Consider the following 13,808-nt stretch of genomic DNA (forward strand, 5'->3'; position numbering starts at 1 on the left):
TTGCCCTCTAGGTCATGCAGCATGCGGGCGCCCATGCCCATCACAACTGCACGCTTGCGCAGCAACTCAACAAAGCTGCTTGCAAGCAGGTTATCAGAAACCAGAGCGCCACCGGCCCCGATTGTGCCCGTTGACAGGTTACGGGTCTGCCCGCTCATATCCGCCCGCATCACATCAGAAGGAACAAGAATGCCTTCCCCCTGCTTGCCGCGTTTCTTGCCAGCCTCTTCCGAGCATTCAAACTCGAACTTAGCAGCTTCACGGTACTGCGCATTAGTCGGATTTCCCAAAGCATTCAAAGCACGCACAAATGAGAATTGCTTGCGCTCTTTTTGGCTCAAACCAATATCCGCAGCACCGGAGATTTTCTCCTGCCCGCGCTCGCCTTGAAGCATCAAGACTTTGGTTGAAAAGTCACCTGCAGACATACCGGAGCGGATCGCATCGTTCGCAATATCCCGGCAATTCCATTCCGCTGCAGTCGCTTCAATTTCGCGAATGCGTTTGGCTTCATCTTCCGCCGTCTTAGTGCGGATCTGTACCAGCTCTTCTTCAGAAGGGCCGGTGTTTGGGTTTTCAATTTCAAGTGGTGCGGGCATTGCAGCAGCCTTTCTTTCAAGTGCAATGGAAACAACAGCCCCCTCAGATTGCGACCGACCAACCCCAACAGACGGATCTGCAGGGACGGAAACTATTGAGATTTCATGAGGGGTCCAACGGGTGATGCGATAGACGTTTAAGTCATCGTCATGCTCTTCTTCCAAGCGGGCTTTGCGGATCTGATAGCCAACAGAAACATTGGTCAGCTCTCCATCTAAAACGCGCTGTTTAATCTCTTGCGCCCGCTCTGATTTACCAAAGCGAACCCAAGCCCGGCCCTTGCCGTTCTTGATCTCCACGCGCTCAATCACGCCCACCTGATTTGCAACGGTTGCCCGGTGGTCAATCAGCAGGGGCGCACGCCCGCTTTCAATGAAATCAAGGTCAATCTCGCCTTCATCGTGACCCAGAATTTCAACGCCCCAATAGGTGCGAATGGGTGCGTCACTGGAAAACGAAAGCTCTAAAAGATCCTCTTCCGCGCCCTCTTGAGCACGCACGAAAGACCCCTGCCGGAACAACCGTTCCGGCAGCTTCAATTCATGTGTTGGCATGGTGTGGTTAGTCCTCAGAGTTCATTGGAATAAGTGCTTATGTACTAAGCTCAACTTCTGATAGAGTTCCGTAAATTCGCACAAAGGAATCTCTAATAAGGCGCAATATGAGAAAGCCTCACCCATCTGATATTTTCGAAAAAATAAAGGATGCATGCATAGGCCTGCTTTTGATATCAGCCTGGTTTCTCATCCCCACGGCTGTCATTTTGCTGTTGGTACTCGTAGAGCCAGAAGCAAAACGGCCCTACAGTCTTTACAAAGAGTACACCCTTCAGGATGACCTTAGCATTTTGGCTTTCAAGCCTGCAGCGACTTTAAAGATTGCAGAGTCAGATACTGCATTTAAGCCAGGGAGTGTCTTCCTTCTATGCGCTGAAGAACAACAAGCTCAAGTCCTTGTTAAAACAACTCTTTATGGACGTGACTGGTTGAATTTCCCTTCAAAAGGCCACAACGGCACCCTCCATTTTTCACCGAGAAGAAGAGGACTTGAAGGACTATGGATAAAAGACCTGCAACTTACTCTGATCAATGAAGAATATTTAGACAGCCTGCTAAGCCTTGCTCTTAGCAAGGAAAACCAAAACGCTCTTATTGCTGAGTTCAGAACCGATAACCCGCGCTACATCACGTTTTTCACGCATGAAACCGCATTTAAGTTCAAAATAAACGGCAACAAAAACTCAGTCCCACAGTTTCTTCAGAGTTGTGGTGAACCCTGATCATCCAAAGTACTTTTTTCAGCAGGCGGAGCCGCTTTCATGAATGCAGAAAGCACCGCGTCAAGATCTATGCCGCGATCTTTGGCAAGTGCCCTTGCCTCTTCAAAATCGTCATAGATATCTTCAAGAGTGCGCCCACGCTCTGCAGCCACTTCCTGCGGGCTTTTAATGCGGGATTCCATGTTGGTTCTATTTGCGGCCGCATCATCTTTTGGATTGACTGATTGCCAGCCCCGGCCCGTCCATTCCACCGCCTGAAACCGGGCAAGCTGTGTCATAGGCAATCGCACTTGCCCGCTCAGCATCGCCATGCGCAACCAATCAGGAAAGATGGAACCGCAGTAATGATCTGCAAGCCAGCCCTGCAGCACGCCCCATTGTTCGCGCTCTTCACCAAGCCCGGCCCGCAATGATGAGAAATTGGCCTTTTCCAAATCACTGGACAAAGACGAATAAGCCACATCAAGGCCCGAACAAACGCCGCGCAGCATGATTTTTATGAAAGGTTCCATCTCCCCACTTGGATAGGCAGGGTCAAAAGCTTTGAAGTCATAGCCCTGTGGCAGCTCTTCCAAAACACCGGCTTCCATTTCTTCAAGCCGGGGCCGTTCCTGCTCATCGTAGAATTCTTCTTCTTCTACGTCTTCCGCCTCGCCATTGGTCCCGGCCGCCTGACCACCGCCTAATTCTTCATCCGGGTCAGCATCTGCAGAGCGGGTGTAAAAGCCCATTTTCTGCGCACCATAAACAGCGTTCGCAAGGGCTGCGTCTTCAAAGCTGTTCATTTGCGCCAAGCGCCGCAAAGCCGTGTGCGCCCATGGAACACCAATCACCGGGGCAGTTTGATCAAAGGGCAGGTAAAGGTGTACAATCTCATCTGCAGGAATGCGAATGCGCTCCCCACGGCCACCGTAATAAGAGCGGTTGTGCTTAAACATGTGATAGGCAACCGGGCGATCCACCGCGTTACATTCCACCCCGGCAAGAATGTAATGCCCGTGATCCAGCTCTTTGTTTAACTCCACATCCAGCATGGTGATATCAAGGTGCTGGATCTGGAAACCAAACAGACCAAACTCCGGCCCAATGTATTTGCGGGCAAGAAAGTTCCCATCACGGGCGGCGGCTGTTAATGCAATGCGCTGGCTATCTGCAAAAGAGAACTTGCCGCAGGTGGTGCAGATCCCCTTGCGGCTCCATTCAAGGAAACCATCGCGGATAAGCTTGTTGCTGTCCCGGTCTAAGTTTCCATCACCAAGCCGGGCAACCGGCTTAATCTGCAAGCCATTGCGACCCACAACATTGCGCCGCAAATGGGAGTAGAAGCCTTTCAGGTAATCGTTGTTCTGGCTTTGCTCCCTGCTATGGGAAACCAACCCCAACAAGTCTTCCTGGGCATCGCGCATCAAGGATGAATTGAGCCCCATCAACTTGAACTTTACAAGACGATCCGGGCGGGCCGCTTTGTATTTGCGCACCGCCCCGCCCGGCTGTTTAACAGGCAGCTCTGCAGGCTTGTTACGTCTGCCAAAAAATCTTGCAAATGCACCCATTATCTAAACTCCACCTTCCGCAAGCGGTGACTGCCCCGGCCCGTGCGCTTGCGGTCTTCTATTCTGACCAGCTTGCGGTAGTGGGTGTGCCAATCCTGCAGCTCTTTTGGGGTTAGCTTTGTCAGCTTACGGCCTGCGATCTCATAGGAAGCAACATTAGATTTTGCCCGCCCCTCTATCAGCGCTTCCAACTGTTCCAGCATGCGTCGGGCATGGCTGCGCAAGTCTATGGCGTCCCCGCTTGCCAGATCCGGCAGAACCTCAAAGCGGCCGCTGCCCACGGTCTTCCGCGCCCCATCACTCTTGCGCGTAATAAACGCCGCCCACTGGTAAGCCCCGGAGGTCCAGTCTGCATTTTGCTCACTGCCAAGGCCCACAAAAAAACCGCCCTCACTGGCGGTTGCGTCAAACTCTATTTTTGCCGGGGCTTCCCCTTCCAGTGTCGCCACATAGGAAAGCGTGTACTCATCAGGTGGGAAGTCTCGCGCCAGATCATCCCGCCGCCATGATGCAAAGTCACCGGCCCGAACTGCCTTAGGCTCGCAGCTTAAAGGCTCGTCAAATCCATTTCCTGCCATCTCATCACCCTCGCAGCCCAGCCACTAAACCGTTGCCTCTGCGCCTTGGTTTTCGGCGCACCTTTTTAGGTGGTGCCCGTTTCGGCGTCACCGTTGTTTGCACCGCCTGTTTTTGCTCTTCCGCTTGCGTCTCCGGCGCTTCAGTTTGCGCCGGTACTGGTGGATTTTCAGGCACATTTTCCCCGGCAAGATCCTTTGAACCCACATCACGGATTGCCTCTTGCTTTGGCCGCAGTGCTGCAAAACTATTGGTTTCCATAGATCGCGCCCAAATCGGCGGGCGTTTCCAGTTGATTTTTTCTGCTCGCAGAACCAGCACCAAGGCCAGTCCATAAACACCCAGATCAAGCGCCTCGTTTCTCTTGCGCCCCTTGCGAAGCACCCAGCCTTTCGGAGTGCGCCGCTCTGCGCAAAACTCTTCAAACACTTCATTTGGTAGGTTGCGGGTCAGGTGATAGGCATCTGCGCCGGGATCTTCACGGGCAAGGCTTGCGGTAATTTCGGACTTCAGCCGCCATGTGCCCACACGAACAATTCTCAAATCAGAGCGCTTTTTAACGCGCTTGCCTTCTTCCTTTTCTGGCGTGACTTCCTTTGCCCGGTCCCGGTCCCAGCGGTCCAGCCCCTTGGCAAGAAACACACGCCTGCGCAGGCCAAGCTTGCGCGATTTACGAAAGAAGGCATAAGCATTCTTCGTCACACCATCAGCGCCGCCACTGTCCACAATCAGCGCAGCCGGTTTGATCTGGTAGCCACTGCCCGCAACCGCATAGTACCTTTCCAGCAAAGGTAAAAGCGCGTCCCAGTCTTCCTTGTATTTTGCCGGGTCTATCACCCTGCTATCAGCGCTTGGCGCACCTGCAGGCGGAGTGTGAAGGTCAAAGCGATCAATCAACCAGCGTTCCAGCCCCGGCCCCCAGGCATCCACCTGAACAACAAAGCGGCCCTTTTGCACGTCAACCGCAATGGTAAGAAAGCGGGTTTCCGGTGGTGCGACCTTAAGCAGATAGTGCTCTGCCTTGTCCTTCAGCTGCTTCACGCTCAAATCATCTTCATCTTCCACCATGCGCGAAGAATAAGGCTTTCCCTGATCAACGTTCACAGTGGTCTTTAAAGAGGTCTCATCTCCGGTTTGCTGGAACTCCTGCCAAGCAGTCTCATATCTGGAAACCAGCGAGGCCCACGACTGGAAGGCAGCGGCCGCCCCTTTTAGCCAGTAAGTGACAAGATCCGTTTCCCGCAAAGCCTCATCATGAACGCTCACCAGCTCCCCGGTTTTGCTTTCATGAAGCCAGCGGCCCGCCCGGTTTAGCTCCACCTTGTGCCGTGGTTCAAAGATCGCGCCGCAATGCGGGCACGCCATCACGGCTGCAAGGCCGCGCTCTTTCGGGCTGCCGTCCTCTGGAAAATGCAGCAACTCATAATCTGGTTCAAAAACTTCAGCGCAATCCGGGCAGGTCCAGTAATAGCGCCCACGGGTGCCCCGGTTATAAAGCGCTAAAATGCCTGTTGCCGGTGGTGCCATATGCGGCGCACCCTCAGGCGGCAAGAAGTCATCGTCTTCAATCAGGCGGCCCGGAGAACTCTCTGCAATCGCCATCCCACGGGAACCGAAAGTTTCCGTACGCTTCAAGGCAAGGTCAAACAGGTTGCCTTCCCCTTCAATGTCTTCCGGTGCACGGTCATAGTCAGTCAGCAGCATTAAAGGCAGATCAGAAGCAGACACTTTGGAGACCACCGGCCAACCGATATCCAGCGTCATGCCGCCTTGAAAACGCTTGTCTAATATGTTGTTGTCGAACCGGCCCCGGCCTAAGCGCCGCTTGATTGAAGGCGTGTAGTTGATCAGCGCCCCTACTTTTTTCAAGGCAAATTCACGCGCCGCGTTTCTGTCCATATGAATGACACGCATGTCGCAAGGCTCACAGCAGATCGCCTGCCCTATGCGGTTGATTATCAAAGCATCCGTTTTGCCGGTCCGCGCAGGCCCGGCAAACACCGTTCCCCGGAAGCGCCGCGAAGCACTCATGTCCATAGGCTCCACCATGTAAGGCGTTACCTTGTTATCCCACGCAATGATTGCCCCATTGTCCCGCAGCTTGCGCTCACCACCTGCCCAGTTCGAGACCGACATACGCCGCACCGGCGCAAGGATTGGCAGCGCATCAGCAAGGCACCCGGCCGCACTCGCATAAGCAGGCGGCCGCCACCCGTGCGCACGGGGCGGAAGTTCGGATGTGGGCATGTTGAATTGACCCCGAGCAATAGCCCCACGAAAAACAGGAAATTCCTTTCCTGCTTGAACGCGTTATTTTATGGGCAGTTAGGAACCTGTTGAGCCTAAGGAAATGAGAATGTTCTTTGCAAAACTAAGTCGGGTCATCGCCTACATACTCTTAGTTGTGGGATCACTTCGCCTACTGCTCGGCATAATTGGCGCCTCTTCGGTTGACCATCAGGCATTCGCTAGACGGTATTTAGGCACCGCGACAACTGGAGAAGCTATTGATGGATCATTAAAGTTGATAGCAATTGGCATCGTCTTTGGGATTTTCTGGGAAGTTTGCAAATTGCTGAAGCACAAATCCTCTTAACGAGCAAACGCATGGCCCATAGAATGACGCACTGCTTTTTCTGCAAACACCCTACTTGGCAGCATAAGCATACCACTGCGCATTTATTGCACTTGATCCTAACGCTTATCTTAGGGATATGGATTTTCGTCTGGATTTACATATCTATGAAAAACTCACGTAATCCTTGGGTCTGCACTGCTTGTGGGCGTAAGTATTACTAGGAGTAAATTCGCTAGTGAAAATTGCCTCAGGCAGAAACCGTTATTGAATCTCCCAAATCTAAACCCGAGTTATTCAGCAGCTTCCATCATGGCAGCCTGCCCGGTGTTTTCTTCCGCGCTCATTGCCTGCATGAATTCAGAAAGCTCCCGGTGAAGTTCTGCGAGCAGATCATCAGCAACCACAACCGCCGCCTCTGACTGGCGACCATCCAAACCAACATCGCGGGACAACCGGTCAGGCATGCCGTTCACCGCATTGCGAACCGCTGAGAACGTCCGTTCCAGCAACGCCACCACATCAGCATGGGCGATCAACTCACCACGTGATTGTGCAAGCTTGTTATAGGCTGCCTCAGTCTCATAAAGTTCCTTGCGCTGCCTTGGCGTCAGCGCCATTTCAGAGTTGCCAGAACCACCACCAAGCAACGCCATCTGCATTTGGCGGATATTGCTTTGGATCTTCTCTTCTTCCGCAGCCTCTACAGCCTCTCTATCTTTCTGCCATGCATAGCAAACAGACAACCGGAACTCGTAAGCCTGCCCATTGGTGCCCTTGCTCTCACAAGGCATCCCCTCGCAAATCCATTGATCAATGGTAGGCAGGCTCTTCTTAAAAGCTTCTGCGAGATGGCGCTTATTCACCACCACATCTTCCACACCGTCAGGGAGCGGATAACGTTCAACATTCTCCATGCACGCCCCCTTCAATCTGGAACAACAACAGAAACGAAAACACCAAGTGCTTCCGCGCACCACACAAACCAATGTCCCGCAGTTCCGAACTACCCGCAGGCCGGCGCGTGCCCAGGAAGGACCCAAGGCTTTTCAGAATACAGAAACGCACCCCCCAAGTTTTAACGGGCTGTTTTCAGGGCCTTCTGCATCGCACGCCGGAAGTTGCGTTTCATCCGGGCATCAGCGGTCTTTCGCGCACCCTCTTCAAAGCGCAGGCGCGGTTGATAGTCGGCACTCTTCTCATAGGCAACCAGCAGCTTTAAACCTGTGCGGCCCTTGGTGCCTCGTGAGCTATCCCGGCGCTTGCCGCGCCTAGGGCGCTGCCAGATTCCCTCAACACCATTGATCTCACCTTGAAACACATCCGGCCGCTTCAACAACCGGTCAATACTACGCCGTGGGAGGTTGCCGTATTTGTTGAGCCGCTGCGAGAACGGAACCGCCAGCGCTTTCCGCTTTGGCCTTCTGGTTCCACCCTTCTCCTGCAGCTCCAAATACTCTGCCTGCCTGTCCTTGAAGAAGACAACGGCCGATAGGTTACGCTTGCTTGCCCGCTTGAGTGCAAGGCCGCGCTTGGTGAAGGGTGTAGGGCGATCTAATCGCCTGCTTAACGCCTTCTCGCTATTACTCTTGATATCCTGCGCTGTCTCATTCAGAGCTAAGCTGATTGCATAAGGCACCTGCCGCTGTTCTGCTTTGGTCAGCCCACTCGCAACTTCATCAAAGTTTGCGGTGTAGCGGATCATAGCACCCCCAAAACGAAAAAACGCCCTCAGGTGCAAACCTGAAAGCGCAATTTTTTATCTTAATTGAATCATGCCTATTAGTGCTGCGGGTGTCAAGTATCCTGAAAGTTTACCTCTCGATAAACTCGAACGCTAACTCAACCAAACTCCCAGAGGCTTTAGCGTCTAACAATGAATTGGGTTCATCACTTGCGACTGTGGAATGGCGCCACACCATGATAGCAGGATGCCAAATCAACGCGATCAAGATAGAAATGGCAGCGAAAATCTTTGGCCCCAATGGTAGCAGCAAAACATTTCGTTCTCTCGCCTCAAACTCCACAACACGCCTCAGCTCAAAATAAAGCTTTTCTGGTTTTAGAAGATTGTAGCTTTGCAGTAGTTCAGGTTGCTCCAAAAAACTAAAATCAAGATTATTCTTTTGAATTTGTTCTTCAAATCTTTTGTCTGTACCTACCGGTGAAAAGCAATAAATACGCTCTGGCTCAAGCACATCAATCGCTCCAACTATTCTCCCAAACTCATAGCCAGCTCCGGCAATGAGGGTTAAGTGCTCTCGAGATAAACTCGCCTCACCCAAAAATGCAGCAGATATTGGACCGAAGTCTTTCACATGATCTAAAGTTGCTTTGGGTAAAACGAATGATTGAGGATAGTAGGTAATCAAAACTTGAGCGAATTTGTCAAAATTCAAGAACAGAAATTCCAACATCGCCGAAATTTTTTTTCGATCTAATGATGTTACATCAATCTCTAGGTTTACTTGACCCTCAATTGGTAGGGCCTTCTGCAAATCATTCAAGAGATGTGAAAAATCGCTCCTTCGCACACAATCTAGGCCTGATACCACAGATAAATTTTCATCATAAGAGTGTATCCCACGACTTCGGTAATCAAATAAATAGATATCCGTACCAGATAGCTCATCGTCTCTATTACGCAATCTTTCTATCGATCGATGTTCATAACCAATACAGCCTATAAAAACAGTCGGCTGAACTGACTTGGGGTCAACTAAAATAATATCAAGCATCTTCTGTGGCCCAGTTTAATAAATCTGGTTGCTCATCTTGCTTTTTACTGTTGTGTGGCATTGCAGAAAGAACTCTTTCTTGCCCGGTAATAGTAGGCAACTTGTAAAACGGCGCTAAGCGATGAGAGATACGAAGACGACAACCTTCAAGATCAAATATTAACTGCTTTCCATCTGATCGTTGATCAACTACGAGCGCCCCGGAATTGATTCCGATAATCAAAGCGTCTCTAATTTTTGTAGATACGCCCTTCAGACGGTAAGAAAGCGCTGGCTCAGGTTGGAATTTGCTATCAAATAAGTTTTCTGACAGTGTCTCTCCTAGTCGATCGACAACTGCAAGTGTCGGATAGACCTCATTTGCGCTTTTCACAGACGGATTATAGGATGCGATCAAAGCCCGAAAACGATCTACATTGCGAGGTATTGCACGGTTCTGTGCTATTCTCGAATCCACCCCATCGTTAAAACTAACGAATAATTCATTTAGCAAGTACTTTACAGCTCTCGGGTTTCCCTCCGTTAGACTTAATAACTGATCGAAGCCATGATAATAGCCATAACCTTTAGCAGAACGGCGCCTTGTCGAGGATTGTCGAGTTTTACTTTTGTCTGCCTTAGAGAAGTAGTAACTCCTAATCTCAGCAATCGGCGCAACTTTTCTCAAATAAGAAGCTCTTAGATTTTCACCTCTTAGACCATCTATATCAGACACATTCTTAAAATCATTGTTTGCCATATGCTCAATGAACGACTTATCTCCAGCAGATTTTGCGGCTGTGTAGATAGCACTAACCTGTCGTTCAAAACCTTTAGACACAAACTTGCGAGTGTCTTTCTTTATTGCACTTGAGTTATTGAGGTAATTAACGAACTCACTAAACGCGATCCCTCTGTTCTCACACTCCTTTTGAATAAGCTCTTTTGAGAATTTATGATCAGCATCCGCGAACTTGTTTGCAAGAATGATTGAGTGAAAGTCTTGGCCATCAACAGGGCCAGTTTCGCTTGTCCTAAGTCGTTCCTCTAAGTCATAAAAATCAATATATGGGAACAATGAAAACTTCAAAACAGCTCTCTGATCAAAAGAGCGCAAGTTTTCATACAATCGAGTTAAAACTCTTTTTGGAGCAATCTCCATTTCATCAAAACTTACACTCCACCGGTGCACACCGATTTGACTTTCAACAGCATCAAAAAAACCTTTTAGCATAACTAAAAAGTCGAGATGCCCTACAAGCCGGATAGTATCTAGATTTGCACTTGAGTTGAAAGGACTCACCGCTGATCGAAACATGTTGATCCGCTTTAAGAGAGCAAGCTTGAGCCCGATAAACGAAAACTGCTTTGTAGGTAACGACCAGAGTTCAGAACACATTTCGCATATCTGAGACTCCTGTACATCAGTTAGGTGCGCGGCCCATGGAACCGCCTCTCCCTGAATGGTGAGATCACTAACAAATCTGGCATCTTCAAACGAAGCGATCAATTGATACAAACAATGATCAGTAAACAGACCATTTAAAATTAAATCTCTGTCACTTTTCGAGATCTCTAAGTTTGATACAAGCTGTGCTGTACCCTTCCAAATCGATTCTGCAGGGATGTAAACTGGAATATACTCAAAGTTTACTCTTCTAAGGCGATCTGCAAACTCTTCTCTTTGGTGCAAGTAATATAAACCAGTTGCTGTCAGCGCTTTCATTATAGTAGTTTTACCTAACCCTCTGGGTCCAACTAAAACCAAGTTCTGATAAGCTGCGGCCTGCTCAAAATATTCAGGCATCACGAAGGAAGAAGCGATATCTTTCGGGCTCGCATTTCGCGCATTGAATTGTGTCGAAATCATAATCACTGCACTCCGCGAATTAGAGCTTGAATATCTGACAGCGCAGATACAATCGACAAATCGTGTTCAATTAATTTTTTATTGATTACTTCCACTTCGTCCGTACTTACATATGCAAGCTCTGGTACAGACTCAAAGAGAACACTTTTAGCAACCATTGAGGTACAATCTATCGTACAAATTTTAGCAACAATATCATCGATCGCATAGTCTTTCCCAAATGGACGCGTGTAAGGCATGTTAGGCGTTTTACTTCGCTCCCATTTCCCCCCACCCCAATCCCAAGAATAGATTGTACCTTCAGGCCCTGGAACATCTAAGTTGAAGTCCAGGATATGGAACTGATTTGCAAAGTAACGTTCATGATTGCGGTATGGATAGGCGGCAAAACTAGACGCTGAAAAGACGATCGGCTTAACCTGCCCCAGCTCCGCACTTCTTAACTTCACCATGTGCTTATGGCCGTGCACAACAACACATGATTTTCCAGTATCTCCAAGCGCTTGCAAAAGTTTGGCACCATCAGCCATCTGATCGTAATCAGAATCTAGAATCTCATCGACCCGCAACGGGTGATGATGCATCATTACAATAAAGTGACTATTTTCAGATTGCTCGATGAGCTCAATAATTTTTGCAATCATCGCTTCGCTAAGATAACCTATCGACCATATTGATCGCGAAGCATTCGCGTCTCCACCTAATCCATGAAGTCTACACGTATCAACAGCAATGATATCGCATCCTGAAAGTGAAAGAACTGCAACTCCATCAGCAAAATAGTCTTTTTTTTGCTGACTGTCGTTGAAAGGGAATGGAGGAGCAATTTGCTTTAAGAAATCAATTCGTTGTTGAGCTTGATCTATGTCTTCGATACGAGAAAGCAAATCATGATTGCCCGTCACTCCAATTACATTCTGAATATCCAGTTTTTGCGCAACATGGTGTAAATCGTTCCAAGCTTGCATAAGTGGCAATTGCTTGGATTGGTGGGCAAAATCACCCAAACAAAGTATTGCGTCAACTTGCAACTCTTCGTCCGAAAGACACTTCGTAAGCGCAAGTATAGGGTTTTTGGAAGGACATCTTTCTTCAATGTTAAACGAGCTTCCCTCGTTTCCAAAATAGACATTTGCACCTTCCAAATCAGATGACATGCAATGAATATCACTTACAACAAGAAATCTCATATTATTCTTCGCAAATTACAGCTAGCAACTCAGTTTCAGTCTTTCTACGCCCGACAAACCCACCCACATTTCTAGTGACCGGCACCGTGCCCAAAATGTATGGTTCAAATAAATCTCTAAACTCGCCGCAATCCCTATAAGAGATCACAATTCTATTGTTAGTCGCGTACTTCTTTGAAATCTTCAACAAGCGAGCTAGATCATCTCCGCGAAATTGCTTAGAGTTGTATTCACTAAATACTCGTGCTTCGTTTGTAAAATACGGAGGGTCCATGTAAATGCAACTACGTTCAGGCTTAATGGTATCAATAAATGCCTCGAAATCATCACTTGAAATAGTAGCTTTTCTCAAAACAGATGAAATATTCTGAAAGTCATTCAAAGAAAGCTTTTGCTTTACCTTCTTTTTGGCGCCAAAAGGTGTGTTAAATTCACCTTTTTTGTTTGTTCTGTATATTCCGTTAAAGCAATAATGATTCAAGTAGACGAATCTTGCCGCCTTCTCAACTCCTAGCTGAAGCTCGTTAAACTCCTCGCGAACTTCATAATATCGCTCCTCAGAAATTTCAATTTTATCATAGATCTTCCAAACATCATCAGCACTATCTCTGACATGTCGAAAGCAATCCATCAAATTCTCATTGACATCATTCAAAAATGCTACTTGAGGTTCGAACTTAAAAAAGAACGCTGCTGATCCGCAAAAAGGCTCGATGTATGGGCGAGAGAAATCTAAATAGGATTTGATTTTCTCTGAAACATTGGATTTGCTACCCGCCCACTTTAGCAGTTTTAACGTTTCGGACATAATAGCTTCCATTATCCAAGCATAAAGTGAGGCTATCCAAGTTTTACCCCCTTGAAGATGAAATGATTCTCATCGTCATTAGTAATAGCTAATTATCGAAATAGCAGACGAAACACAATTGATAGAGACTGCTAGATAACCTGTTATACTCATCGATCATCAGGTTAGAATCCAGTTTCATGTATTATCTTTAAGCTAGGAGCCTTACAAAGCACCAAAAATTTGTGCGCCAACACTTCGAGTGCTCCATACACAGGTAAGCGCCCCAGTTTGCTTGGCACTCGATACCTAAGAGACATGTTTCTATGCAGGTCGCTAATAACCGCCAATAATTGAATTTCCTTTTCATTCAAAACAAGCATCTTGTCAGCACCATAAGCATTGCACTCGTCCCACAATCTAGCCAAGTTATGTCCCAGCTTTTTAACTTTTTTATAGCTGCAGCCATTTTCAAGCAAAAACGATTTTAGCGATAGCTCAATAGAGAATGCCATCAAAAGCATAACCGGCCGTGGAGCTGACATTGCGTATGCGGGGAACTTCCCAACATTCTTGTCTGCATCATTCGCACATGCAAAGTATAATCTTGCCTCCGCCGCAAATTCTTCGTGTTTTTTCAATTAATTTACTCCTTCCCAAT

Annotated in this window: 12 protein-coding genes; 1 reads left to right on the forward strand and 11 read right to left on the reverse strand. The window is 48.3% G+C overall.

Annotation, left to right across the window (positions count from 1 at the left end):
• On the reverse strand, positions 1-1,154 hold a 1,154-nt coding region (locus tag DHN43_RS23470; protein ID WP_199914852.1), incomplete at its 3' end, for an HK97 family phage prohead protease.
• 107 nt (positions 1,155-1,261) lie between these two features.
• On the opposite strand from DHN43_RS23470, the gene DHN43_RS23475 reads away from it, so the two are divergent.
• Positions 1,262-1,879, forward strand: a complete 618-nt coding sequence (locus tag DHN43_RS23475) for a hypothetical protein (protein WP_108820261.1) — start codon at positions 1,262-1,264, stop codon at positions 1,877-1,879.
• On the opposite strand, the gene DHN43_RS23480 is transcribed toward DHN43_RS23475, so the two are convergent.
• The 10 genes from DHN43_RS23480 to DHN43_RS23530 form a co-directional block, all read right to left on the reverse strand.
• Positions 1,858-3,432 carry a phage portal protein gene (locus DHN43_RS23480; protein WP_108820262.1) on the reverse strand — a complete coding sequence of 525 codons (1,575 nt, stop codon included), beginning with the start codon at positions 3,430-3,432 and terminating at the stop codon, positions 1,858-1,860. The two genes, DHN43_RS23475 and DHN43_RS23480, sit on opposite strands and share 22 nt — an antisense overlap.
• On the reverse strand, positions 3,432-4,010 hold the full coding sequence (locus tag DHN43_RS23485) for a hypothetical protein (protein ID WP_108820263.1): 579 nt from the start codon (positions 4,008-4,010) through the stop codon (positions 3,432-3,434). Before DHN43_RS23485 ends, DHN43_RS23480 begins: the two co-directional genes overlap by 1 nt.
• A gap of 4 nt (positions 4,011-4,014) precedes the next feature.
• The gene (locus DHN43_RS23490; protein ID WP_108820264.1) at positions 4,015-6,255 is read right to left on the reverse strand and encodes a phage terminase large subunit family protein; all 2,241 of its coding nucleotides are present in this window, start codon (positions 6,253-6,255) and stop codon (positions 4,015-4,017) included.
• Positions 6,256-6,876: 621 nt separating this feature from the next.
• Positions 6,877-7,500 carry a DUF1441 family protein gene (locus DHN43_RS23500; protein ID WP_108820266.1) on the reverse strand — a complete coding sequence of 208 codons (624 nt, stop codon included), beginning with the start codon at positions 7,498-7,500 and terminating at the stop codon, positions 6,877-6,879.
• Between the two features lie 161 nt (positions 7,501-7,661).
• A complete protein-coding gene (locus tag DHN43_RS23505) occupies positions 7,662-8,288 on the reverse strand; it encodes a hypothetical protein (RefSeq protein WP_108820267.1) in 627 nt (208 codons plus the stop codon).
• 109 nt (positions 8,289-8,397) lie between these two features.
• The gene (locus DHN43_RS23510; protein WP_108820268.1) at positions 8,398-9,321 is read right to left on the reverse strand and encodes a hypothetical protein; all 924 of its coding nucleotides are present in this window, start codon (positions 9,319-9,321) and stop codon (positions 8,398-8,400) included.
• A complete protein-coding gene (locus DHN43_RS23515) occupies positions 9,314-11,170 on the reverse strand; it encodes an ORC-CDC6 family AAA ATPase (RefSeq protein ID WP_108820269.1) in 1,857 nt (618 codons plus the stop codon). Before DHN43_RS23515 ends, DHN43_RS23510 begins: the two co-directional genes overlap by 8 nt.
• Before the next feature lie 2 nt (positions 11,171-11,172).
• A complete protein-coding gene (locus DHN43_RS23520; protein ID WP_108820270.1) occupies positions 11,173-12,360 on the reverse strand; it encodes a metallophosphoesterase family protein in 1,188 nt (395 codons plus the stop codon).
• 1 nt (position 12,361) lies between these two features.
• The gene (locus tag DHN43_RS23525) at positions 12,362-13,168 is read right to left on the reverse strand and encodes a DNA adenine methylase (protein ID WP_159096968.1); all 807 of its coding nucleotides are present in this window, start codon (positions 13,166-13,168) and stop codon (positions 12,362-12,364) included.
• A 164-nt stretch (positions 13,169-13,332) separates the two neighbouring features.
• Positions 13,333-13,788, reverse strand: a complete 456-nt coding sequence (locus tag DHN43_RS23530) for a hypothetical protein (protein ID WP_108820272.1) — start codon at positions 13,786-13,788, stop codon at positions 13,333-13,335.
• Positions 13,789-13,808 lie beyond the last annotated feature (20 nt).

Origin of the sequence: Pseudovibrio sp. Alg231-02 (genome assembly GCF_900143565.1) — a bacterium.
Taxonomy (GTDB): domain Bacteria; phylum Pseudomonadota; class Alphaproteobacteria; order Rhizobiales; family Stappiaceae; genus Pseudovibrio.

Coding starts and splice junctions, on each gene's coding strand:
- DHN43_RS23475 (WP_108820261.1), top strand. CDS start 1,262: ATGAGAAAGCCTCACCCATCTGATATTTTCGAAAAAATAAAGGATGCA.
- DHN43_RS23480 (WP_108820262.1), bottom strand. CDS start 3,432: ATGGGTGCATTTGCAAGATTTTTTGGCAGACGTAACAAGCCTGCAGAG.
- DHN43_RS23485 (WP_108820263.1), bottom strand. CDS start 4,010: ATGGCAGGAAATGGATTTGACGAGCCTTTAAGCTGCGAGCCTAAGGCA.
- DHN43_RS23490 (WP_108820264.1), bottom strand. CDS start 6,255: ATGCCCACATCCGAACTTCCGCCCCGTGCGCACGGGTGGCGGCCGCCT.
- DHN43_RS23500 (WP_108820266.1), bottom strand. CDS start 7,500: ATGGAGAATGTTGAACGTTATCCGCTCCCTGACGGTGTGGAAGATGTG.
- DHN43_RS23505 (WP_108820267.1), bottom strand. CDS start 8,288: ATGATCCGCTACACCGCAAACTTTGATGAAGTTGCGAGTGGGCTGACC.
- DHN43_RS23510 (WP_108820268.1), bottom strand. CDS start 9,321: ATGCTTGATATTATTTTAGTTGACCCCAAGTCAGTTCAGCCGACTGTT.
- DHN43_RS23515 (WP_108820269.1), bottom strand. CDS start 11,170: ATGATTTCGACACAATTCAATGCGCGAAATGCGAGCCCGAAAGATATC.
- DHN43_RS23520 (WP_108820270.1), bottom strand. CDS start 12,360: ATGAGATTTCTTGTTGTAAGTGATATTCATTGCATGTCATCTGATTTG.
- DHN43_RS23525 (WP_159096968.1), bottom strand. CDS start 13,168: ATGTCCGAAACGTTAAAACTGCTAAAGTGGGCGGGTAGCAAATCCAAT.